Origin of the sequence: Enterobacter cloacae complex sp. IR5403, from assembly GCF_049238705.1 — a bacterium.
GTDB lineage: Bacteria > Pseudomonadota > Gammaproteobacteria > Enterobacterales > Enterobacteriaceae > Enterobacter > Enterobacter hormaechei_C.
The window spans coordinates 328,125-350,387 of sequence record NZ_JBMKHP010000003.1 but is presented as its reverse complement, the minus strand read 5'-3'; the positions used below and the strand labels follow the sequence as shown (position 1 = coordinate 350,387).

General features: G+C 54.8%; 20 protein-coding genes. 10 read left to right on the top strand and 10 right to left on the bottom strand.

Going from position 1 to position 22,263, the window contains the following annotated elements; genetic code table 11:
* Positions 1-9 precede the first annotated feature (9 nt).
* From ssuD to ssuE, 3 genes are read right to left on the bottom strand one after another with little or no spacing between them, the layout of a single operon-like run.
* Positions 10-1,155 (bottom strand): FMNH2-dependent alkanesulfonate monooxygenase, encoded by a 1,146-nt coding sequence (ssuD, locus tag ACOTW6_RS06855; protein WP_213788598.1) that lies wholly within the window; start codon positions 1,153-1,155, stop codon positions 10-12.
* Positions 1,152-2,114, bottom strand: coding sequence for a sulfonate ABC transporter substrate-binding protein (locus ACOTW6_RS06850; RefSeq protein ID WP_023303399.1), 963 nt, complete (start codon positions 2,112-2,114; stop codon positions 1,152-1,154). The genes ssuD and ACOTW6_RS06850 overlap by 4 nt, the downstream gene beginning before the upstream one ends.
* Positions 2,107-2,682, bottom strand: coding sequence for an NADPH-dependent FMN reductase (ssuE, locus tag ACOTW6_RS06845; RefSeq protein WP_023296267.1), 576 nt, complete (start codon positions 2,680-2,682; stop codon positions 2,107-2,109). Before ssuE ends, ACOTW6_RS06850 begins: the two co-directional genes overlap by 8 nt.
* 249 nt (positions 2,683-2,931) lie before the next feature.
* Here ssuE and pyrD point away from each other — a divergent pair, with 249 nt between their 5' ends.
* Together pyrD and zapC are read left to right on the top strand one after the other, a co-directional pair.
* Positions 2,932-3,942: a quinone-dependent dihydroorotate dehydrogenase gene (gene pyrD / locus ACOTW6_RS06840; protein WP_062932085.1), complete on the top strand. Its 1,011-nt coding sequence runs from the start codon at positions 2,932-2,934 to the stop codon at positions 3,940-3,942.
* Positions 3,943-4,108: 166 nt separating this feature from the next.
* The gene (zapC, locus tag ACOTW6_RS06835; protein ID WP_022650736.1) at positions 4,109-4,651 is read left to right on the top strand and encodes a cell division protein ZapC; all 543 of its coding nucleotides are present in this window, start codon (positions 4,109-4,111) and stop codon (positions 4,649-4,651) included.
* On the opposite strand, the gene ACOTW6_RS06830 is transcribed toward zapC, so the two are convergent.
* Positions 4,648-5,757, bottom strand: a complete 1,110-nt coding sequence (locus ACOTW6_RS06830; RefSeq protein ID WP_047051703.1) for a YcbX family protein — start codon at positions 5,755-5,757, stop codon at positions 4,648-4,650. The genes zapC and ACOTW6_RS06830 overlap by 4 nt on opposite strands.
* A gap of 98 nt (positions 5,758-5,855) precedes the next feature.
* Here ACOTW6_RS06830 and rlmKL point away from each other — a divergent pair, with 98 nt between their 5' ends.
* From rlmKL to rmf, 6 genes are all read left to right on the top strand, one after another.
* Positions 5,856-7,964, top strand: coding sequence for a bifunctional 23S rRNA (guanine(2069)-N(7))-methyltransferase RlmK/23S rRNA (guanine(2445)-N(2))-methyltransferase RlmL (gene rlmKL / locus ACOTW6_RS06825; protein WP_045897374.1), 2,109 nt, complete (start codon positions 5,856-5,858; stop codon positions 7,962-7,964).
* A 12-nt stretch (positions 7,965-7,976) separates the two neighbouring features.
* Positions 7,977-9,884 (top strand): ABC transporter ATP-binding protein, encoded by a 1,908-nt coding sequence (locus ACOTW6_RS06820; RefSeq protein ID WP_062932083.1) that lies wholly within the window; start codon positions 7,977-7,979, stop codon positions 9,882-9,884.
* A gap of 13 nt (positions 9,885-9,897) precedes the next feature.
* Positions 9,898-11,151 carry a membrane integrity-associated transporter subunit PqiA gene (gene pqiA / locus ACOTW6_RS06815; RefSeq protein WP_017693685.1) on the top strand — a complete coding sequence of 418 codons (1,254 nt, stop codon included), beginning with the start codon at positions 9,898-9,900 and terminating at the stop codon, positions 11,149-11,151.
* A 4-nt stretch (positions 11,152-11,155) separates the two neighbouring features.
* Positions 11,156-12,796, top strand: a complete 1,641-nt coding sequence (gene pqiB / locus ACOTW6_RS06810) for an intermembrane transport protein PqiB (RefSeq protein ID WP_213788599.1) — start codon at positions 11,156-11,158, stop codon at positions 12,794-12,796.
* Positions 12,793-13,359 carry a membrane integrity-associated transporter subunit PqiC gene (pqiC, locus tag ACOTW6_RS06805; protein WP_063150014.1) on the top strand — a complete coding sequence of 189 codons (567 nt, stop codon included), beginning with the start codon at positions 12,793-12,795 and terminating at the stop codon, positions 13,357-13,359. Before pqiB ends, pqiC begins: the two co-directional genes overlap by 4 nt.
* 254 nt (positions 13,360-13,613) lie before the next feature.
* A complete protein-coding gene (rmf, locus tag ACOTW6_RS06800; RefSeq protein WP_003858162.1) occupies positions 13,614-13,781 on the top strand; it encodes a ribosome modulation factor in 168 nt (55 codons plus the stop codon).
* A 71-nt stretch (positions 13,782-13,852) separates the two neighbouring features.
* Here the strand turns inward: rmf and fabA are convergent, their stop codons facing one another.
* Entirely contained in the window at positions 13,853-14,371 is a 519-nt protein-coding gene (fabA, locus tag ACOTW6_RS06795) for a bifunctional 3-hydroxydecanoyl-ACP dehydratase/trans-2-decenoyl-ACP isomerase (RefSeq protein ID WP_000227926.1), read from the bottom strand.
* A 68-nt stretch (positions 14,372-14,439) separates the two neighbouring features.
* Positions 14,440-16,200, bottom strand: coding sequence for an AAA family ATPase (locus tag ACOTW6_RS06790; protein ID WP_062932082.1), 1,761 nt, complete (start codon positions 16,198-16,200; stop codon positions 14,440-14,442).
* Between the two features lie 186 nt (positions 16,201-16,386).
* Between ACOTW6_RS06790 and matP the strand changes: the two genes are divergently transcribed.
* Positions 16,387-16,839 carry a macrodomain Ter protein MatP gene (gene matP / locus ACOTW6_RS06785; protein WP_003858158.1) on the top strand — a complete coding sequence of 151 codons (453 nt, stop codon included), beginning with the start codon at positions 16,387-16,389 and terminating at the stop codon, positions 16,837-16,839.
* 65 nt (positions 16,840-16,904) lie between these two features.
* Here the strand turns inward: matP and ompA are convergent, their stop codons facing one another.
* Positions 16,905-17,957, bottom strand: a complete 1,053-nt coding sequence (ompA, locus tag ACOTW6_RS06780) for a porin OmpA (protein ID WP_003858156.1) — start codon at positions 17,955-17,957, stop codon at positions 16,905-16,907.
* Between the two features lie 356 nt (positions 17,958-18,313).
* The gene (gene sulA / locus ACOTW6_RS06775) at positions 18,314-18,823 is read right to left on the bottom strand and encodes an SOS-induced cell division inhibitor SulA (RefSeq protein ID WP_193360829.1); all 510 of its coding nucleotides are present in this window, start codon (positions 18,821-18,823) and stop codon (positions 18,314-18,316) included.
* Positions 18,824-19,040: 217 nt separating this feature from the next.
* Here sulA and ACOTW6_RS06770 point away from each other — a divergent pair, with 217 nt between their 5' ends.
* The gene (locus ACOTW6_RS06770) at positions 19,041-19,667 is read left to right on the top strand and encodes a TfoX/Sxy family DNA transformation protein (protein WP_213788600.1); all 627 of its coding nucleotides are present in this window, start codon (positions 19,041-19,043) and stop codon (positions 19,665-19,667) included.
* On the opposite strand, the gene yccS is transcribed toward ACOTW6_RS06770, so the two are convergent.
* Complete coding sequence (yccS, locus tag ACOTW6_RS06765) at positions 19,624-21,786, bottom strand: YccS family putative transporter (protein ID WP_062932081.1); 2,163 nt, start codon at positions 21,784-21,786, stop codon at positions 19,624-19,626. The genes ACOTW6_RS06770 and yccS overlap by 44 nt on opposite strands.
* Positions 21,787-21,804: 18 nt before the next feature.
* A complete protein-coding gene (locus tag ACOTW6_RS06760) occupies positions 21,805-22,251 on the bottom strand; it encodes a YccF domain-containing protein (protein WP_003858149.1) in 447 nt (148 codons plus the stop codon).
* Between the last annotated feature and the right edge of the window lie 12 nt (positions 22,252-22,263).

The following is a 22,263-nucleotide window of genomic DNA, read 5'->3' as shown; positions in this document are numbered from 1 at the left end:
GGTGGCTCCTTAGCTTTGCGCGACTTTTCTCGGGATAAACGCGTTCGCCACGGCTTCGCCCTGCAACTGAAGCTGGCGTGGCTGCGGAATTTCCGGAATAGCGACATCCAGATGCGGGAACAGCAGTTCACCCACCTTGTACGCCTCCTCCAGATGCGGGTAGCCAGACAGAATAAAGCTGTCGATCCCCAGCGCCGCGTATTCATTAATGCGTGCCGCTACGGTTGGACCGTCGCCGACCAGCGCCGTACCGGCGCCGCCGCGCACCAGACCCACCCCAGCCCACAGGTTCGGGCTGATCTCAAGATTTTCACGCTTGCCGTTGTGCAGGGAGGCCATCCGGTGCTGGCCCACGGAGTCGGTTTTGGCAAACGCCGCCTGTGCTTTGGCGATGGTGTCGTCGTCCAGATGAGCGATCAGACGGTCGGCGGCTTGCCAGGCCTCGTCGTTGGTTTCGCGGACGATCACGTGCAGGCGAATGCCGAAGCGTACCGTACGACCATGTTCTGCGGCTTTAGCCCGTACCTGAGCAATTTTCTCTTTCACCAGCTCCGGTGGCTCGCCCCAGGTCAGATAGAGATCGACCTGCTCAGCCGCCAGTTCCTGCGCCACGTCCGACGATCCGCCGAAATAGAGGGGAGGGCGCGGCTGCTGTACCGGCGGGAAGTAGAGCTGCGCATTGCGAACGTGGATATGTTTTCCTTCGAAGGTGACGGTTTCCCCTTCCAGCAGACCTCGCCAGACGCGGGTGAACTCCGCGGAAGCTTCATAACGCTCGGTATGATCGAGGAAAACGCCATCGCCCGCCAGCTCCTGCGGATCGCTGCCCGTCACCAGGTTGAACAGCGCGCGGCCGTTGGAGAGCCTGTCCAGCGTTGCTGCCTGACGCGCCGCGACGGTGGGCGACACCACGCTCGGGCGCAGGGCGACCAGGAATTTCAGGCGCTGGGTGACGGGGATCATCGACGCGGCAACCAGCCACGCATCCTCACATGAGCGGCCCGTCGGGATCAGCACCCCGGTAAAACCAATGCGGTCTGCCGCCTGGGCGATCTGCTGTAGATAGCCGTGATCGACCGGGCGGGCGCCTTCTTCTGTGCCAAGATAGTGTCCATCACCGTGGGTGGGTAAAAACCAGAAAAGATTCAGACTCATGATTTTTTTCCTTCAATGCCAGCGGGTTGCCAGATGCGTTCGCGAATATTCACCTGCTTTGGAACCAGGCGGTTTTGATAAAAGAGGTCTGCCGTTTGCTGCTGGAGAGCGGCAACGTGGGCGTCAACCGGTGCTATGGTGGTGGGAGGACGGTGGTCAAGATAGGTGGCGATCACCGGTTCAGGCAGGCCCATGGTTTTTGCCAGCAGCGTGATGCTCTGCTGACGCTGGCTTTGGGTCAGCGCATCGGCCTGAGAGAAGGTATCCAGCACCTGCTGAATAAATGCGCCATTTTTCTCAGCGTAAGGACGTGCTGCCAGGTAGAACGAACCGGTCTGCTTCAGGGTGGTGCCGTCTTTCAGCACCCGCACACCGCCCTGCAACAGTGCGGCGGAGTAGTACGGATCCCAGATAGCCCAGGCATCAACATTTTTTTGCTGAAACGCCGCGCGCGCATCGGCAGGCGTCAGGTAAACGGGCTGGATATCGGTGAATTTAAGGCCGGCCTCCTGCAACGCGCGCAGCAGCAGGTTGTGAGAGCTGGAACCTTTCTGGAAAGCAACCTTATGGCCTTTGAGGTCGGCGACGCTTTTGATCTCACTGTTTTCCGGCACCAAAATAACCTCTGCCTTCGGCTTGGCGGGCTCAACGCCAACGTAAACCAGATCCGCCCCGGCAGCCTGCGCAAAGATCGGCGGGATATCGCCGGTGCTGCCTAAATCAATACTCCCGACGTTCAGCGCCTCCAGCATCTGTGGTCCGGCAGGGAACTCGACCCATGAGAATTTGGTCTCCGGGAAACGCTTCTCAAGCAACGCATGGCTTTTCGCCAACACCATGCTGACGCTGCCTTTCTGATAACCGATACGCAGGCTCTCCGGCGCTTTCTCCGCCGCCTGAGCCAGCGACGCCACTGCCAGCAGACCTGCCAGCCCGATACGGGTAACTGTTTTAAACATGCGCCACTCCTTGTGATTGATGAAATGCTGCCGCGTGGCGATCCCGACGGTTTAGGGCGTGCCAGAAGGTGTCGAGCGCACTGTCGAGGCGGGTTTGCAGATTCGGCGTGAAATGCGGTTTATGCTGGTAGTCGATTACCTGTGAGTCGTCAGCGAAGACGCCATGCAGGATCTCCTGCGCCTTCAGCGCGTTCAGAACCGGCTTGAGGGCATAATCCACCGCCAGTAAATGGGCTACCGTACCGCCTGTGGCCAGCGGCAGGACGACCTTACCGTCCAGCGCGCGTTCGGGCAGCAGATCGAGCAGCGTTTTCAGTGCGCCGGAAAAAGAGGCTTTATAAATTGGTGTCGCGACGACCAGCCCGTCAGCACTCTTAAGCTGTTCGATCAGGGTTTTCAGCGCCGGGCTGTCGAAACGGGCGTAGAGAAGATCTTCAGGCGCGAAATTGTGCAAATTCCAGTGACACACTTCCACATCCAGAGCATTAAGCTTTTCGCGAGCGTATTCCAGCAGTGCGCTGGAGCGAGAGGGGAAGCGGGGGCTTCCGGCCAGGGTAATGACGCGCATGGTTGCTCCTTATAACTAATTGTTTGCTTTTATCTAACATTCATAACAATTTTCAGGAGTGTGACATTGCGTGGTTATTCCACTAAATGATTTATCCTCAGGATGAATGCAGAAAAATGCATAAGAAGCGAACCGATAAGTAAACGATTGCGTTTTACGTGGCTTTTTTTGCCACAGGTCAATTCCCTTTCCAGGCGGGATCGCACATAATCCCCTCCCGGTTTGCACACCGGGAATCCAGGAGAGTTCATGTACTACCCCTTCGTTCGTAAAGCCCTTTTCCAGCTCGATCCTGAGCGCGCTCATGAATTTACATTTCAGCAGTTACGCCGTATTACAGGAACGCCTCTGGCCGCGCTGGTGCGTCAAAACGTGCCGGAAAAACCAGTTCAGTGCATGGGCCTGACTTTCAAAAATCCACTGGGCCTGGCGGCCGGTCTGGACAAAAATGGCGAATGCATTGATGCACTCGGCGCGATGGGCTTTGGCTCGATCGAAATCGGGACGGTGACGCCGCGTCCGCAGCCGGGAAATGACAAGCCACGTCTGTTTCGCCTGGTTGAAGCCGAGGGGCTGATCAACCGCATGGGCTTTAATAACCTTGGCGTCGATCATCTGGTTGAGAACGTTAAGAAAGCCCATTTTGATGGCGTGCTGGGTATTAATATTGGCAAAAATAAAGACACGCCGGTCGAGCAGGGTAAAGATGACTATCTGATTTGTATGGAAAAAGTCTATGCCTATGCCGGTTATATCGCGGTGAATATATCCTCGCCTAACACTCCAGGGCTGCGTTCATTACAATATGGCGAAGCGCTCGACGATCTTCTTAGCGCCATTAAAAATAAACAAACGGCGCTACAGGCGATCCACCATAAATATGTTCCGGTCGCGGTTAAGATCGCCCCGGATCTTTCGGCAGAAGAATTGATCCAGGTTGCCGACAGTTTAGTTCGCCATAATATTGATGGTGTGATTGCGACCAATACGACACTCGATCGCTCTCTCGTTCAGGGAATGAAAAACTGTGACGAAGCGGGGGGATTAAGTGGCCGTCCGGTACAATTAAAAAGCACCGAAATTATTCGCGCACTCTCCGAGGAATTAAAAGGCCAGCTGCCGATTATTGGCGTGGGTGGCATTGACTCCGTCATCGCAGCACGTGAGAAGATGGCGGCAGGCGCATCGCTGGTGCAAATTTATTCCGGCTTTATTTTTAAAGGGCCGCCGCTGATTAAAGAAATCGTCACGCATATCTAATCTTTTCTCTTAATCAGACAACCAGGGCTTTATTTCCAGCCCTGGTTGTTTTATATTCCGTCATTGTTGCTTATTTAGACATTATAGTCTTTTATTACTAGTGTTATAAGCGAAGCGGCAAACAGGACATTTTTAGTACAGGACGTTTAGGGGACGGGAGAGAAACATGCGAATTAAACCTGACGATAACTGGCGCTGGTATTTTTGTGAAGAGCATGACCGTATGATGCTCGACTTAGCCAATGGCATGTTGTTTCGCTCTCGTTTTGCGCGCCGAATGTTAACGCCGGACGCGTTTGCGCCCTCTGGCTTTTGCGTTGACGATGCTGCACTCTATTTCTCTTTCGAAGAAAAATGCCGCGAGTTCGATCTCTCCAAAGAACAGCGCGCTGAACTGGTATTAAATGCGCTGGTGGCGATCCGTTTCCTGAAACCGCAAATGCCGAAAAGCTGGCATTTCCTCGCGCATGGCATGAGCTGGACCCCGGCTATCGGCGATGCGGCAAGCGTCAATCTGAGCGATACCGAAGAAGAGGTGAATTTGCTGGTGGTTGAACCCGGTGAAAACGCTGCGCTCTGTTTGCTGGCCCAACCCGGCGTGACCATTGCCGGGCGAGTCATGCAGTTAGGTGATGCCATCAAAGTGATGAATGACAGGCTGAAGCCACAGCTGCGCGTCGATTCCTTCAGCCTCGAACAGGCGGTTTAAGCTTCCAGCTGCACGGATGTTTTCGGTACACAGCTACAGCACAGGATCGTGCCGTCACTGCCAATCGCAGATTTCTTCAGGGCACTCACTTCACCATCGACCAGTTTAATGCGACAGCATCCGCAAATCCCCGCGCGACAGGAATACGGTACGCGGATACCCGCCTGCTCCAGCTGTTCCAGTAGCACCTGCTGATTATTACCTCGGATGACTTTGCCTTCCCAGTGAATATCCACCGCGGAAGCGACGTTGGTGACAACGTCAACCATCTCTTCTTCCTGACCTGCGCCGTACACCCTGGCAGGCCCGCGGGTGAGAATTTCGACCTCGTCGCCCACGCGGATCACGCCGCTGGAGCGGGGGATCAGGTTCTGGCCGAAGTCGACATCGCCGTTATCCTGCGCGGTACGAAATGACTGCAAGGTTTTCAGCGGTTCGCCGGAAGGGTGTTTCTGGCCTTTCTCCGGGCTGACGGTGGTAAAAATACAGCGGCTGCACGGCTTCACGACATCAAAAATAACGCTGCCGATGCGGATCACTTTCCAGGTATCTTCATCCCAGGCATCCGCTCCGGTCACCACCAGATTCGGGCGAAACTGCTCCATCTGCACGCTGGCTTTGCAACGATTTTGTAAATCACGCAGCGAGGCCTCGCTGGTCAGCAGGAAGGGAAAACCATCGGCGAAGGAGAGGGGAACCGCATCGTGGCGCTTCACGCGACGGGTCAGCGCAGGCCCGACCCAGCGCAGCTGAACGTCACGGGAGAAAAAGCCGCTCAGCCACTGGTTAATATTGTCCGGCGCGATACGCGCGGTAAAATGGTTGCCCCACACTTCCGTTGGCGCATCAACCGGCGCAAAATCAGCAAAGCGGATCACGACGCTTGAACCGTCTGGCGCGGTCAAATGCAGCCCGTCATGAAGCGGGGAAGGGGTAAAGCGAACCATCTGCGGGAACTGACGTGCGGTGATAAACGTACCGTCAGGCTCGGTGACCATAAAAATACGATCGAAGGCGAATCCGCTCATATCGGCCAGCGCGTGAGTCACGCCGATACCGCGCATCGATTTCACCGGATGAATAAAAAGCCTGGATAACGTCGCCACTGCACACTCCCGCTAAAGAAAATAAGCCTTCAACTTTATGACATACACGCCATATTAGCTATAATGCGCGACAATTTTCTATGAGTAAAAGTGACGATATGAATTCTCTGTTTGCCAGTACGGCCCGTGGGCTGGAAGAGCTGTTAAAAACTGAACTGGAAGCCCTGGGCGCGAAAGAGTGCCGGGTGGTTCAGGGTGGTGTCCATTTTGAGGGCGACACGCGGCTTATTTACCAGAGCCTGATGTGGAGCCGTCTGGCGTCGCGCATCATGCTGCCGATGAAAGAGTGCAAGGTCTACAGCGATCTTGATCTCTACACCGGCGTACAGATGATCGACTGGACAGAGATCTTCACCCCGGACGCCACCTTTGCGGTGCATTTCAACGGCGTCAACGATGAAATCCGCAACAGCCAGTACGGTGCGCTGCGCGTTAAGGATGCCATTGTGGACTGCTTCACGCGTCGTAATAAAGAACGTCCGAACGTTGACCGTGAAAACCCGGATCTGCGTATCAACGTCTGGCTGAACGGCGATACGGCCAGTATTTCCCTGGATTTGAGCGGCGCAGGCCTGCATCTACGCGGCTATCGCGATCGCACCGGGATGGCGCCGATCAAAGAAACGCTGGCTGCCGCTATCGTGATGCGCTCCGGATGGCAGCCAGGTACGCCGCTGCTCGATCCGATGTGCGGTTCCGGTACGCTGCTGATTGAAGCCGCGATGCTGGCCACCGACCGTGCGCCAGGGCTGCACCGCGGCCACTGGGGCTTCAAAGGCTGGGCGCAGCACGATGAAGCCATCTGGAAAGAGGTCAAAGACGATGCGCAGACCCGCGCCCGTAAAGGGCTGGCGGAGTACACCTCTCACTTTTACGGTTCGGACAGCGATGCACGGGTGATTGAACGCGCGCGCAGCAACGCCCGTCGTGCCGGTATCGGCGAGCTGGTCACCTTCGAGGTGAAAGACGTGGCGAACCTGACCAACCCGCTGCCGAAAGGCCCGTACGGTACGGTGATCAGCAACCCGCCGTATGGTGAGCGTCTGGACAGCGAGCCGGCGCTGATTGCGCTGCACAGCCTGCTGGGCCGCAACATGAAAGCGCATTTCGGCGGCTGGAACCTCTCCCTGTTTAGCGCCTCGCCGGAGCTGCTGAGCTGCCTGCAATTGCGTGCCGATCGCCAGTTCAAGGCGAAAAACGGCCCGCTGGACTGCGTGCAGAAAAACTACCATCTGGCAGAGATAGCGGCGGACAGCAAACCGTCAGGTGTGGCGGAAGATTACGCCAACCGCCTGCGCAAAAACCTGAAGAAATTTGAGAAGTGGGCGAAGCAGGAAGGTATCGAATGTTATCGCCTGTACGACGCTGACCTGCCGGAGTACAACGTGGCGGTTGACCGCTATGCGGACTGGGTGGTGGTTCAGGAATACGCCCCGCCGAAAACCATCGATGCGCAAAAAGCGCGTCAGCGTATGCTGGATGTGATTGCGGCCACCATTGCCGTACTTGGCATTTCGCCAAACAAGCTGGTGCTGAAAACCCGTGAGCGTCAGAAAGGCAAAAATCAGTATCAGAAGATGGGCGAGAAGGGCGACTTCCTCGAAGTGGGCGAATATAACGCGCGCCTGTGGGTTAACCTGACCGACTATCTTGATACCGGCCTGTTCCTCGATCACCGTATCGCCCGCCGCATGCTGGGCCAGATGAGCAAGGGCAAAGACTTCTTGAACCTGTTCTCCTATACCGGCAGCGCCAGCGTTCATGCGGGGCTTGGCGGCGCGCGTAGCACCACCACGGTAGATATGTCCCGGACTTATCTGGAGTGGGCTGAGCGCAACCTGCGTCTTAACGGCTTAACCGGTCGTCAGCATCGCCTGTTACAGGCCGACGTGCTGGGCTGGCTGCGCGATACCGACGAGCAGTTTGACCTGATCTTTATCGATCCGCCGACCTTCTCTAACTCCAAGCGTATGGAGGATAGCTTTGACGTTCAACGCGATCACCTGCGCCTGATGACCGACCTGAAGCGCCTGCTGCGTAAAGGCGGCACCATTATGTTCTCGAATAACAAGCGCGGATTCCGCATGGATCACGACGGCCTGGCCGAACTGGGACTGAAAGCACAAGAAATCAGCCAAAAAACGCTGTCTCAGGACTTTGCCCGTAACCGTCAAATCCACAACTGCTGGCTGATCTCCGCGGTCTGAAAGGAAAAATAAATGTCTTTAATTAGTATGCACGGCGCGTGGCTCTCTTTCAGCGACTCACCGCTTCTCGATAATGCAGAGCTGCATATCGAAGATAACGAGCGCGTCTGTCTGGTCGGCCGTAACGGCGCAGGTAAATCGACGCTGATGAAGATCCTCAACCGTGAGCAGGGGCTGGACGACGGCCGTATTGTTTACGAGCAGGATCTGATCGTCTCTCGTCTGCAACAGGATCCGCCGCGTAACGTCACCGGCAGCGTGTACGATTTTGTGGCGGAAGGGATTTCAGAGCAGGCGGAATACCTCAAGCGTTACCACGAGATTTCACATCTGGTGATGACGGACCCGAGCGACAAGAATCTCAACGAGCTGGCAAAAGTGCAGGAGATGCTCGATCACCACGGTCTGTGGCAGCTGGAAAACCGCATTAACGAAGTGCTGGCCCAGCTTGGCCTGGAAGCGGATATGGAGCTGTCGGCGCTCTCCGGCGGCTGGCTGCGTAAAGCGGCGCTGGGCCGTGCCCTGGTGAGCGGGCCCAAGGTGCTGCTGCTGGACGAACCGACGAACCACCTGGATATCGAAGCGATTGACTGGCTGGAAGGGTTCCTGAAAACCTTTAACGGCACCATTATCTTCATCTCCCACGACCGTTCGTTCATCCGCAACATGGCCACGCGCATTGTCGACCTCGATCGCGGCAAGCTGGTGACCTATCCGGGCGATTACGATACCTATCTGCTGGAAAAAGAAGAGAACCTGCGCGTCGAAGAGCTGCAAAATGCCGAGTTCGACCGCAAGCTGGCGCAGGAAGAGGTCTGGATCCGTCAGGGCATTAAAGCGCGTCGTACCCGTAACGAAGGCCGCGTTCGCGCCCTGAAGGCGATGCGCCGCGAACGTAGCGAACGCCGTGAAGTCATGGGTAGCGCCAAAATGCAGGTGGAAGAGGCGTCCCGCTCGGGCAAGATTGTCTTCGAAATGGAGAACGTGAATTATTCGGTTGACGGCAAAGTGCTGGTGAACGATTTCTCCGCTCAGGTTCAGCGCGGCGACAAAATCGCGCTGATCGGCCCGAACGGGTGCGGTAAAACCACGCTGCTGAAACTGATGCTCGGCCAGCTCCAGGCCGACAGCGGTCGTATCCACTGCGGGACCAAACTGGAAGTGGCGTACTTCGACCAGCACCGCGCCGAGCTGGATCCAGACCGTACGGTGATGGATAACCTCGCCGAGGGTAAACAGGAGGTCATGGTTAACGGCAAGCCGCGTCACGTGCTGGGCTACCTTCAGGACTTCCTGTTCCACCCGAAACGCGCCATGACGCCGGTGCGCGCGCTGTCCGGCGGAGAACGTAACCGTCTTTTGCTGGCGCGTCTGTTCCTGAAACCCAGTAACTTATTGATTCTCGATGAACCGACTAACGATCTGGATGTCGAAACGCTGGAACTGCTGGAAGAGTTGATTGATGGTTACCAGGGCACTGTGATGCTGGTCAGCCACGATCGTCAGTTTGTCGATAACACCGTGACCGAGTGCTGGATCTTCGAAGGCGAAGGACGCATCGGGCAATATGTGGGCGGCTATCATGACGCGCGTGGACAGCAATCGCAGTCGCTGGCGCAAAAACAGGAGAAGACCAAAAATGTCGCTGAACCTGTTGTTGCAAAGGCAGAAACTGTCAAAAAGTCTCCTGCTAAAATGAGTTATAACTTGCAGCGCGAGCTGGAGGGGCTGCCGCAGCGTCTGGAAGAGCTGGAAGCTGCGCTGGAAGCACTGCAAATTCAGGTCGCTGATGCGTCATTCTTTACGCAGCCTCACGACTATACTCAGAAAGTATTGGCTGAACTCACCCAGGCTGAACAGGCGCTGGAAGAGGCATTTGAGCGCTGGGAGTACCTTGAGTCTCTGAAAAACGGCGCATAAACAGGGATAATCTATGTGTGACCAGCACCATGCCGATCGGCATATATTATGCTCGCAATGCGATATGCTCGTGGCGTTGCCAGAGCTCGGTCACGGACATAAGGCTGCCTGCCCGCGCTGTGGCGCTACGCTGACGACCGAGTGGGACGCGCCAAGGCAGCGTCCTACGGCGTATGCGCTGGCAGCCTTATTCATGTTACTGCTCTCCAATCTCTTCCCTTTCATCTATATGAAAGTGGGCGGGATGACCAGCCAGGTGGATTTACTGGAAATTCCAGGCGTGATGTTCTCGGAAGATTACGCCAGCCTTGGCACCTTCTTTCTTCTTTTCGTGCAGATCGTCCCGGCTTTTTGCCTGGTCGTCATTCTGCTGCTGGTCAACCGCGTCAGGATGCCCACTGTCCTTAAAATCAAACTCGCGCGGATCCTGTTCCAGCTAAAAAGCTGGGGGATGGCGGAAATTTTTCTCGCGGGTATTCTGGTCAGCTTCGTGAAGCTGATGGCCTACGGCGATGTGGGGATTGGCAGCAGCTTTATTCCGTGGTGTCTGTACTGCGTGCTACAACTGCGCGCGTTCCAGTGCGTGGACCGACGCTGGGCCTGGGACGATATTGCCCCGGCGCCGACGCTTTCGCAGACGGTAAAGGTGGGCGTACCGGGTATCCGTCAGGGGCTTCGCTCCTGCTCGTGCTGCACCGCCGTGCTGCCCGCGGATGTCGAGGTGTGTCCACGCTGTGAAACAAAAGGTCACGTCCGGCGTAAAAATAGCCTGCAATGGACCATGGCGCTGCTGGTGACCTCTGTCATGCTCTATCTGCCCGCCAATATCTTGCCGATCATGATCACCGATCTGCTCGGCGACAGAATGCCCTCGACCATACTGGCCGGGGTGATTTTGCTGTGGAGCGAGGGGTCTTACCCTGTAGCAGGCGTCATATTCCTCGCCAGTATTATGGTTCCGACCTTAAAGATGATTGCCATTGCCTGGCTTTGCTGGGATGCAAAAGGGCACGGTAAGCGAGACAGCGAGCGTATGCATCTGATTTATGAGGTCGTGGAATTTGTTGGCCGCTGGTCGATGATTGACGTGTTCGTGATTGCGGTTCTCTCAGCGCTGGTGCGTATGGGGGGGCTGATGAGTATTTATCCCGCTATGGGGGCGCTGATGTTTGCGTTGGTCGTCATTATGACCATGTTTGCGGCCATGACCTTCGACCCTCGTTTATCGTGGGATCGTGAGCCCGATTCAAGCCATGAGGAAGAGTAAGAGCATGGAAAATAAGAGTGGAGAGGCTAAAGTGCAGAAGGTCAGAAACTGGTCGCCGGTGTGGATTTTCCCCATCGTGACCGCGCTGATCGGTGCATGGATCCTGTTTTATCATTACAGCCATCAGGGACCGGAAGTCACGCTAATTACCACCAATGCAGAGGGGATTGAGGGCGGAAAAACCACCATCAAGAGCCGCAGCGTGGATGTGGGTGTCGTGGAAAGCGCTACCCTGACGGATGATTTAACCCATGTTGAAATCAAGGCCCGCCTGAATGCCGGCATGGAAAAACTGCTCCATGAAGATTCTGTTTTTTGGGTAGTGAAACCGCAGGTCGGAAGAGAAGGGATCAGCGGCTTAGGGACGCTATTGTCAGGGGCCTACATCGAACTCCAGCCCGGCAACAAAGGCGCCCAGCCAGCAAACTATCAGCTGCTGGATTCACCGCCGCTTGCGCCACCGGATGCAAAAGGGATCCGCGTTATTCTGGACAGCAAAAAAGCGGGCCAGCTCTCGCCGGGCGATCCGGTGCTGTTCCGTGGGTATCGCGTCGGTTCGGTAGAAACAAGCACCTTCGATCCGCAAAAACGGACCATCAGCTATCAGCTATTTATCAATGCGCCTAATGACCGCCTGGTGACCAGCAACGTTCGCTTCTGGAAAGACAGCGGGATCGCGGTGGATCTCACCTCTGCGGGGATGCGCGTTGAGATGGGTTCACTCACCACGCTGTTTGGTGGGGGCGTCAGTTTTGACGTGCCGGAAGGCATGGAGCTCGGGCAACCGGTGGCGGAGAAAACCGCCTTCAGGCTGTTTGACGATCAAAAAAGTATTCAGGATGCGCTCTATACCGATCACATCGACTATCTGATGTTCTTTAAGGATTCCGTACGCGGCTTGCAGCCAGGAGCACCAGTTGAGTTCCGCGGTATTCGTCTGGGGACAGTGGGACAAGTGCCTTACTTTGTTCCGGGACTGAAGCAGATGCTTGATGATGATTATCGTATTCCGGTGCTGATCCGCATTGAGCCTGAGCGTTTGATTAACCAGATAGGCGAGGACCAGGATATTGGGGAGCATATCAGCGACCTGCTGAATCGCGGGCTGCGCGGCTCGCTGAAAACCGGCAACCTGGTCACAGGGGCGTTGTATGTCGATATGGACTTCTATCCAAAAGCGCCACCAATGACGGGTATCCGTGAATTTGGCGGCTACAAAATCATTCCTACGGTCAGCAGTGGCCTGGCGCAGATCCAACAGCGCCTGATGGAAACGCTGGATAAGATCAACAATCTGCCGCTGAATCCAATGCTTGAGGCTGCGACGGGATCACTGCATCAGAGCCAGGCGACGATGCAACGTCTGCAAACCACGCTGGATAATATCAACAAGATCACCGCTAACCAGTCCATGCAGCAGCTGCCGCAGGATATGCAGAAAACGTTGCGCGAACTGAATCGCAGTATGGAGGGCTTCCAGCCGGGCTCAGCGGCCTACAACAAGATGGTGGCGGATATGCAACGTCTTGATCAGGTTTTACGCGAGCTACAGCCTGTTCTGAAAACGCTCAATGAAAAGAGCAACGCACTGGTGTTTGAAGCGAAAGACAAAAAGGATCCTGAGCCTAAGAGGGCGAAACAATGAAAAAATGGCTAATCATCGCAGGCGCACTGGTATTAACGGCCTGTAGCTCTGGAAGCGATAACAAAAGCTACTACCAGTTGCCGTTAAGCGCGCAATCCGGTGCGCAGAGTAGCACCTCGCAGGGCAGCCGTCTGCTGTGGGTTGAACAGGTTGCCGTGCCAGATTATCTGGCGGGCAACGGGGTGGTCTACCAGACCAGCGATGTGCAGTACGTTATCGCCAACAATAACCTGTGGGCCAGCCCGCTGGATCAGCAGCTACGCAATACGCTGGTGGCGAATCTGAGCAGCCAGCTCCCTGGTTGGGTCGTCGCCTCGCAGCCTCTGGGAAGCGATCAGGACACCCTGAATGTTAACGTGACGGGATTCCATGGCCGCTATGATGGTGCCGTTGTTATCAGCGGGGAGTGGCTCTTGAATCATCAGGGCCAGCTGATCAAGCGTCCTTTCCATCTGGAACTGAAGCAGCAGAAAGATGGCTATGACGAAATGGTGAAAGTGCTTGCGCAGGGGTGGGCACAGGAGTCGGCTACTATCGCAAGAGAGATTTCCCGGCTGCCATAAGTAAAATTCATCGACGAAAGCCGCACTCAGCTTCCTGCTGATTGCGGCTTTTTTTTCGTTTTATGTTCAGCTTGTTACTTGTCCCGCGTCACATTTTTTGTACAAACGATCTTCCAGGTAGCTCACAAATATGACACCCGTATGAATTTTGAACGTTGACGCTGACGTCGATTCGGGGTATTCGTTAACTGTGCTTGCACATATTGCAACCACTGTTTTCTTTCCACCAGACAAAAGAATGAGGGAAACGAGGCATGAAGAGACAGAAACGAGATCGCCTGGAAAGGGCTCATCAACGTGGTTATCAGGCTGGCATCGCCGGACGTTCAAAAGAAATGTGTCCCTATCAGGCCCTGAATCAAAGGTCCCAATGGCTAGGGGGCTGGCGAGAAGCCATCGGAGACAGGGCAGTACTTGCTTGATACCGTCTCTTTAAAAAGAAACCTCCGCAATGCGGAGGTTTCGCCTTTCTGAAAGGGGCTAAAAGCCGTTATCAGAAAGCGGAGGTATCCTGGAACAGACCCACTTTCAGGTCGTTCGCGGTATAAATAAGACGACCATCTACCAGCACTTCACCGTCCGCCAGGCCCATAATCAGGCGGCGGTTAACGATGCGTTTGAAATGGATACGGTAGGTGACTTTCTTCGCGGTAGGCAGAACCTGACCGGTGAATTTCACTTCGCCTACGCCCAGCGCACGGCCTTTGCCTTCACCGCCAAGCCAGCCCAGATAGAAGCCAACCAGCTGCCACATGGCATCGAGGCCCAGGCAGCCAGGCATTACCGGATCGCCAATAAAGTGGCAACCGAAGAACCACAGGTCCGGGTTGATATCGAGTTCTGCTTCTACGTAACCCTTATCAAAGTTGCCGCCGGTTTCGGTCATTTTCACGACACGGTCCATCATCAGCATATTTGGGGCCGGTAACTGCGGGCCTTTCGCGCCAAACAGTTCACCGCGACCAGAGGCAAGAAGGTCTTCTTTAGTATAGGATTCGCGTTTATCTACCATGTTCTCAGTAAGCCTTATTTTAGTGAAGGACGCAGGATAGCTAACACGTGTACGCTGAACAAGTCCGATCAGTTTGCACTAAACCAACTTAACCAGCGTAACGGCCACGGATAACGATGACGAGCATCCTGCTGTGTCGCCTGAGCTATACGTTCCTGAATGGTCTGCATCAGGGTTGTCTGGCCTTCGCCGTCCCAGACCAGGTTTGTCAGTAAGGGTAGTGCATCCTCAACCCCTTCGATGGCCCAGACAGCGAATTGTTCCTGCTCTACCGCATCCAGAATCGCCTGGCTCAGGCTCAAATGGCGAGCGTTAGGCGCCGGAATAATCACGCCCTGTTTGCCGTTTAAACCGCGCTGCTGGCAGATAGCGAAGAAGCCTTCGATTTTCTCATTCAGTCCACCCACCGGTTGGGCACGACCAAACTGATCCACGGAACCGGTAATCGCAATATTCTGATTAATCGGTACGTCTGCAAGCGCGCTGATCACGGCGCACAGCTCCGCCATCGAGGCGCTATCGCCGTCGACTTCACTGTAGGACTGTTCAAAGGTCAACGAGGCAGAGAAGGGGATCTGCTGCTCCAGCTGAAGTTCAGACATCAGGAATGCCTGCATGATCATCATGCCTTTGGCATGAATGTTTCCGCCCAGTTCGGCCTTGCGTTCGATATCGGTAAATTCGCCGTCACCAATGTGCACGACACAGCTGATACGGGAAGGCTCGCCAAAGGCGCGCGGGTGTCCGGGGAACTCGATGACGGACAAGGCGTTGATTTGCCCGATACGTTCGCCTTCGGTCTCCACCAGAATCTGTTCCAGCAGAATTTCATCCTGCATACGGTCAGCAAGATAACCTTCACGCCATTCACGCTGGGCCAGCATCTGACTAAGCTGCTCGCCGGTAAACGGACCGTTGCCGCTGATAACGCCCACTTCACGCAGCTGTTTACCGATCCAGAGCGGGCAGAGCGGCAGGGTTTCCTGATCGCCGGTGTAGCGTACGGCCTCGCGGATTAAGCCCGGCCACGCATCCTCGGCAGGCGAGGGCAGCGCGAAACGTTCCGCCACGGCCATAACCCACTGACACCACTGCGCCATGTCATCGGCATCGGCGATCTGAATATTGTCTTCAAATTCGCTGTAAACCGCCTGCTCCGCGAGTTCTGGCTCCATTTCCTGGAAATCAGCCAGAGATTCACGGTCACCCGTCAGCACGACGGTCAGCGACAGCGGCATAGACGGAATGGAAACAGGCAGCGGACGTGAATCGTCGTAGCCTATCCAGTCAAAACGTTGCTGCGTCACTACTGTTTTCAGGCGCATCCACAGCAGAGGCTGTGCAAGCAGGGTGCGAAGGGAGATGAGCAACACGCCGCCGTTCGCGCGGTGTACCAGACCGGGTTGCAGTGACACATCGCCATTGAACTGACGAAGGCAGCCGAACAGCTGTTCTGCTTCCACCCAGTTGGCGGTAATCACCTCGCCTTTTGCAGCGAACTGTCCGTCTGCCTGCGTGGCAGGTTCGTACGTCACTTCACGTCCGGCAATATGATACTGACCACCAAAAACGGCATTCGTTTTTGGCTGCAACTGGCGCATGGCATCACCGAGAAGCGTCAGATACTCGGCTTCTTCCGGGGCTTTGAGCAGCATGAAAGGAGATGTAGCCCATGGGGATGACATCTGCTCCAGCGCGTAATGCAAACGCGGTTGTGTATCGCTAAGTATGAATTCGTGTTCTTTTGTGAGGTCTGGCTGTGCAAACAGCTCCTGATAGCTCTCGGTATCCGGAACCAGGTCACGCCATGCAAGTTTCGTAATGGTCAAAGTTGATGTTTTTTAGTCAGAAGTAAAACCGTGGAGTATACCGTAAGCGGCGCACTCTGCCCAATCAGGATTCGGGTTTTCGTCATGCGGATCGCCTGCGACGTTTCACAGGATATGATTTCTTTTCAGCAGATTGCCAAAAAACTGATATTCTGAACAGAGTTACACGGTAACACTGAGATCGCAATGAAATATCAACAACTGGAAAACCTCGAAAGCGGCTGGAAATGGAAGTACCTGGTCAAAAAGCACCGTGAAGGGGAGCTGATCACCTGCTACATCGAAGCCAGCGCGGCACAAGAAGCTGTGGATATGTTGCTGACCCTCGAAAACGAACCGGTACTGGTCAACGGCTGGATTGAGAAACACATTAATCCGGCCTTGTTAAACCGGATGAAGCAAACTATCCGTGCTCGTCGTAAACGGCATTTCAATGCCGAGCATCAGCACACCCGTAAGAAATCCATCGACCTGGAGTTCATGGTCTGGCAGCGTCTGGCCGGGCTTGCGCAACGGCGCGGGAAAACCCTGTCGGAAACGGTGGTGCAGCTGATTGAAGATGCCGAGCACAAAGAGAAGTATGCCAGCCAGATGTCGACGCTGAAGAACGATCTACAGGCACTGTTAGGTAAAAAATAAGCTTTTTACTTTTCTTCAGATAATAAAAAACCCCGCATCGCGGGGTTTTTTTATAAGACGATAACTTATGCCGCAGGCTGAGTTACAACGTCTTTGATACCTTTAACTTCGATCTCTACGCGACGATCTGGTGCCAGGCAGTCGATCAGTGCAGCGCGTGGTTTCACGTTGTCACAGGTAGAACCGGTAACTGGGTTAGATTCGCCCATACCACGTGGGGAGATCTTGTTAGCTGGGATACCTTTAGATACCAGGTAATCAACTACAGACTGAGCACGTTTCTCAGACAGACCCTGGTTGTAAGCGTCAGAACCGATACGGTCGGTGAAGCCCAGAACCACTACAGAACCGTCTTTAGGATCCAGGTTGCTCAGCTGGGTGTACAGCTGATCCAGTGCCTGCTGACCTTCTGGTTTCAGGGTAGCTTTGTTGAAGTTGAACAGAACGTCAGACTTCAGAGTGAAGTGCTTGGTCTGTACTTCTGGAGCTGGAGCCGGAGCTGGAGCTACGACTGGCGCATCTTCCTGCTGACCGAAACGGTAAGAAACACCAACGCTCAGCATGCCGTTGTCTGGACGAACGCCAACGGTAGCACCGTCACCGATGTTGTTAACCCACTGGTATTCCAGACGGGTAGCGATGTCACGGGTCATTGCCCACTCAACGCCACCAGCGAATACTGGGGAAACACCCGTGTCGTGGTCGTCACCAGCACGGCTGTTGCTGGAGTCTGCACGCCATACCATGCCGCCCAGACGGGTGTACACGTCCAGATCGTCAGTTACTGGGTAACCCAGTTTAGCGGTCAGCTGTACGCCCTGAGCTTTGAAAGCGCCATTGGTTTCGTTGCCTTTGTAAGGCATACGACCTAACCAGTCGTAACCCATTTCGAAGCCAACATACGGGTTAACCTGATAGCCACCGAACGCACCTGCACCAAGCTGGCTCTCATGAGTTGGGCCATCATTGTTGTTTGCGCTGTCGTACCAACCGGTGTCATGGAACTGAGACCAACCCAGTTTACCACCTGCATACCAAGTATTATCTTTCGGAGCGGCCTGCGCTACGGTAGCGAAGCCAGCCAGTGCCACTGCAATCGCGATAGCTGTCTTTTTCATTTTTTGCGCCTCGTTATCATCCAAAATTTGCCATGAATATCTCCATCGGAGGAATCACGGTTAAATCCTTCACCGGGGGGCGTGGTCAAATATAAACCTACCGATATCTTCGGCTTAGGCCGAGCACCCCTGGCGATGTAAAGTCTACAACGTAGCTGAAAACTTACAAGTGTGAAGTCCGTCAGGCATATGAAAAAAAAAGTTCCGTATACCTAATATTTAACAATTTTTGAACGAATTTTGTGCAGTAAAATTAACGAGAACCGCGTCAGACAAGCCTTGCCGCAGTTTTGGCGCGTTGAACTTTTTTTGCATACTGCGGTCGAAAAAAATTCCAGGAAAACTCTTAAAATTACTCAATGGTACACATTTGAGTGAATTTTTAGCCCGGGATGTTGTCCTCTGCGATAGGAATCTCCACGAACTGGCCGCATGATGAAACCCATCGCGTTACCTTCTTCAGCCGCTTCAGACAGACGCAAATGTTCCTCTTGCGACAGATCCTCAGGCAACCACCCAATCACGACGCTATAGTTCCCGGTACGTAATGCCCGGACCATCGACTCGACCGTATCGCAAGGGGAGAGTTGATTAATCTGCATCACCTTCGCTAACGGCAGGCCAGCCGACTGAACCCATTCACGACTTAATTTTTGCTGTGGCGTCAGCCAGAGCTGCCAGCGAGACTGTTGCCCGAGCTGCTGCAAAAGCGGCAGGAGTAAGAGTTGTGTTAACAGCGGCTGGTCTTCACGGTAAACCACTTCACTGATAAGCCCTGTCGATACACGCCCGATAGAATTCTGCGCAGCATTGCCTGCGGCAGAAGGAGAAGGTGTTAAGTGATTTGCATAGCCTGAAGTGTACATATTCATTCCAGCCCTGTAGTTACTGTATGGATATACAGTAACCCCTGTGTGCATAAAGATCAACCTCATTTTCGGAAAGCGACTCGCAAATTTCATCCATTCCTGGTGAACCTGAAAAAATCATCTTGCCCAACGGCAATAAGTTGCCTATTTTCCTGCTAACGGATCCGTTAGTAAGAAATATCGTGTTTACTGTATGATTTTTAATGGAATTATCATGAAAAAGATATCTTATGATCGGATTTATCAATCTCAGGAATACCTCTCTCCGCTGGGCGAAATTCATCATCGCGCCCTGTTTGGCGGTTATACCCTGGCCGTGGATGACGCGGTGTTCGCGATGGTGTCTGACGGCGAGCTGTACCTTCGCGCCTGTGAGCAAAGTGCAAAATACTGTGTAAAAAACGCCTCCTCTTTTCTGACACTGATGAAACGAGGACGGCCAGTGCTGCTTAATTACTACCGTGTGGATGAAGGTCTGTGGCAAAACAGGGAAAAACTGCTTCAGCTCTCCTCGTTTGCGCTCGATGCCGCCAGGAAAGAGCGCTACCAGCGCCATCAGCGTAACCGGCTTAAAGATCTGCCGAACCTGACCTTTCAGATTGAGGTCCTGCTTATGGAGGCGGGCATTACCAATGAAGAGACGCTACGGCAGTTGGGGGCGAAGACGAGCTGGCTGAAAATGCGCTCTAAGAATAAAGCGCTGAGTATCCGGGTATTGTTCGCGCTTGAAGGCGCCATTGAAGGGTTACATGAAGCGGCACTCCCGGCGGATATTCGCCGGGAGCTTACGGAGTGGTTTAATGCGCTGCCTGAGTCGCAGGGCCATCATTCCGCCAGGTAGCGATCTGCTGGCGCAGCCGACAAATTTCCGGCAGCAAAGCGATAAGCAGGCCAATTTGCTGAAGGACCAGCGGAGCTTTGTTGTCGGTGCCAGGATCAAGGTGTGCGATACGTTGCATCAGTTCATCCAGTGCCTGGTGAACCCGTGGCTCATCCGCAGGTTGATGATGAAGCGCATCATCAACGTAGCAAACGGCATCGTCCAGCAGCGCCAGGATGCCCGGATTCGTCAGTTTCTCTCGGTGGGCGCCAAGGGTAGAGATATAGCTGGTGAACGTGTGGTTCAGACACAGCAGGCGGAAGGCTGTCTCCCGGATTTCTGCCGTGGCGCGCGGCTCAGTTGACATATTCGAGACAACGGAAGCCAGCTCTGCGTCCGTGTTATGCGCATCGCGACGGGCAATCCGATAGGCCAGACGGTTATCGCGGCCCTGATGGTATTGCTCAAGAATAGCATCCAGATAGCGGCAGTTGGCGTTCATCGCTCTGTCGGACACGCGCGGTAAGTTACGAAAACGCCAGTCAGGCCAGATAAAGCTCACCGCCGCCCAGGCGATGGCGCAGCCGATTAGCGTGTCGATCACGCGGGGGAGGGCCACTTCAAAGCCTTCACCCAGCAGATTGAAGCAGAGCAGCACCAGCAGCGTGATGAACATCGTGGCGTGGGCGTACTGCACATTGCGGAAGGCGAAAAACAGTACACCGGTAATCACAATCAGGATCAGTTGCCCTTCTACGGATGGCACAAAGTAGAGCACCGGCAGCCCGATGGCGACCCCGACTAATGTCCCGACAATACGCAGCGCGAGCCGATGGCGGGTAGCGTTATAGTTCGGCTGGCAGACAAACAGGCTGGTCAGCAGGATCCAGTAGCCGTGGTGCAATCCTGTTATCTGGATAAACGCGTAGCCGACGCACAGTACCAGCGACATCCTCACCGCATGGCGAAAGAGGGCGGATTCCGGCGTAAAATGACGGCTCAGGCGCAGCCACATATCGCTGAAACCGTTGAGACTGTCGTCGGCAAGCTGGTTGTCAGCGTCATTGCCCGGCATCGCCATCGCCTGTTCAGACTCAATGGTGGCGAGCTGAGCATCGATGGCTCTCAGGTTGTTGAGCAGGAATCCCAGGGCTTTGAACTGTTCCGGTGATGTCCCACTGGCCTGAACGCGATCGAGCGCCGCATCCAGGTGGCTGAATGCGCGTTCAAAACGCGGATCGTGCTGATAGGGCGTGCGCAGCAGTATTGAGCGCGCAAGTTGCTGGCAGGCCTGAGACTGCATCGACAGCAGGCGCTGGAAACGGAACATCACGTCGCTGTAGCGGAATTTCTCGCGCAGGTCAGCGTACTGCACATGCGAGGAGCTGGCGCGCTCGTGAATATCCTGGGCGACAAAGTAGTAGTGCAGTGTGCGCCGGGTACCGCGCTGACCGCGATCGCCGCGCAGACGGGTGAGCAGAGACGCTTTGGTCTGATTTAGCGTGGCGACCAGCTGGCCATTTGCCAGCGCCAGATCGTACAGGGGCGCCTGGCTGTCCTCTTCAATATCCGGATCAAACAGCCGGGATTTCAGCTCCAGATAGTGGGCCAGCTGTTCGTAACTGCGGGCAATGTTGTCCTGTAAGGCACGAACCGGAAAAATAAGATGTCCGGTTAAGGTCAGCAGGTTATACCAGATAGCGCCCAACAGCAGCAGGACCGGTTGCTGATACCACTGATCGTAAAGAGAGACGCCCAGCATGGTGTAAATGGCAATCAGCAGGGCGCCAAAGGCGATAGTGGCGTAGCGTTGCCCGAGGCCGCCGAGCAAAATGAAGCCGCTGGTGGACACCGTCAGCCCTAAGGCAAACAGCCAGGGCCAGGGGAAAAGCAGCTCAACGGAGGCGGAAGCAATAAAGAAGCAGACCAGCGTGATGACCAGATTACGCAAACGACCGGCCAGGCGGTCGTCGAGATCCGCCAGCGCGCCGGCCACCACCCCAAGCGTGAGGGGGATGGTGAGCTTCACGTCATTCAGCCACCACGGCAGAGCGACGGTGCCGCAAAGGGCGATAAAGATCCTGACGTTATACAGCCAGTTACTGTTCCACGTATAGCGACGAAGCAGGGGGCTTAGCATGAGTGCGGCCAGTCCTTATTACTGAAAACGGCGACGGGCGTTGGCTTCACGCGCGGCTTGCGCGACTTCGACCGGGACAACACGGCGTCCTACCGGCCACAGGGCGATGGTGGCAATTTTGAAATTAGCGATGCCAACCGGAATGCCTATAATCGTGATGCACTGGGCGATACCGGCGAAGATATGCATCAGACACAACCACCAGCCAAAGAAGATCAGCCATAAAATATTCAGCAGCGTGCCGCCGGTATTCATCAGGGCATTTTTTCTTTCCGGCTCCAGCTCATCCACGTGTACGGCTTCATTTCCATAAGGAACGAGGGAGAGTTTGGTGATTTCCCAGCAGGAGCGCGTCAGCGGAAGGGTGAAGATGAGCACGATGCTCACCAGGGTGGCAAAAAGCCAGGAAAGGGTGGTGGCAAAACCGCCAAGGACAAAATTCAACACATTCAGAACGGTACGCATAAACCCTCATTT

What these genes read in the sequence shown, in the direction of transcription:
- pyrD (WP_062932085.1), top strand. Translation starts at nt 2,932, where the DNA reads ATGTACTACCCCTTCGTTCGTAAAGCCCTTTTCCAGCTCGATCCTGAG.
- yccS (WP_062932081.1), bottom strand. Translation starts at nt 21,786, where the DNA reads ATGCTAAGCCCCCTGCTTCGTCGCTATACGTGGAACAGTAACTGGCTG.
- fabA (WP_000227926.1), bottom strand. Translation starts at nt 14,371, where the DNA reads ATGGTAGATAAACGCGAATCCTATACTAAAGAAGACCTTCTTGCCTCT.
- zapC (WP_022650736.1), top strand. Translation starts at nt 4,109, where the DNA reads ATGCGAATTAAACCTGACGATAACTGGCGCTGGTATTTTTGTGAAGAG.
- ssuD (WP_213788598.1), bottom strand. Translation starts at nt 1,155, where the DNA reads ATGAGTCTGAATCTTTTCTGGTTTTTACCCACCCACGGTGATGGACAC.
- rlmKL (WP_045897374.1), top strand. Translation starts at nt 5,856, where the DNA reads ATGAATTCTCTGTTTGCCAGTACGGCCCGTGGGCTGGAAGAGCTGTTA.
- pqiA (WP_017693685.1), top strand. Translation starts at nt 9,898, where the DNA reads ATGTGTGACCAGCACCATGCCGATCGGCATATATTATGCTCGCAATGC.
- pqiC (WP_063150014.1), top strand. Translation starts at nt 12,793, where the DNA reads ATGAAAAAATGGCTAATCATCGCAGGCGCACTGGTATTAACGGCCTGT.
- ACOTW6_RS06850 (WP_023303399.1), bottom strand. Translation starts at nt 2,114, where the DNA reads ATGTTTAAAACAGTTACCCGTATCGGGCTGGCAGGTCTGCTGGCAGTG.
- ACOTW6_RS06760 (WP_003858149.1), bottom strand. Translation starts at nt 22,251, where the DNA reads ATGCGTACCGTTCTGAATGTGTTGAATTTTGTCCTTGGCGGTTTTGCC.
- ACOTW6_RS06820 (WP_062932083.1), top strand. Translation starts at nt 7,977, where the DNA reads ATGTCTTTAATTAGTATGCACGGCGCGTGGCTCTCTTTCAGCGACTCA.
- ssuE (WP_023296267.1), bottom strand. Translation starts at nt 2,682, where the DNA reads ATGCGCGTCATTACCCTGGCCGGAAGCCCCCGCTTCCCCTCTCGCTCC.
- matP (WP_003858158.1), top strand. Translation starts at nt 16,387, where the DNA reads ATGAAATATCAACAACTGGAAAACCTCGAAAGCGGCTGGAAATGGAAG.
- ACOTW6_RS06770 (WP_213788600.1), top strand. Translation starts at nt 19,041, where the DNA reads ATGAAAAAGATATCTTATGATCGGATTTATCAATCTCAGGAATACCTC.
- pqiB (WP_213788599.1), top strand. Translation starts at nt 11,156, where the DNA reads ATGGAAAATAAGAGTGGAGAGGCTAAAGTGCAGAAGGTCAGAAACTGG.
- rmf (WP_003858162.1), top strand. Translation starts at nt 13,614, where the DNA reads ATGAAGAGACAGAAACGAGATCGCCTGGAAAGGGCTCATCAACGTGGT.
- ompA (WP_003858156.1), bottom strand. Translation starts at nt 17,957, where the DNA reads ATGAAAAAGACAGCTATCGCGATTGCAGTGGCACTGGCTGGCTTCGCT.
- sulA (WP_193360829.1), bottom strand. Translation starts at nt 18,823, where the DNA reads ATGTACACTTCAGGCTATGCAAATCACTTAACACCTTCTCCTTCTGCC.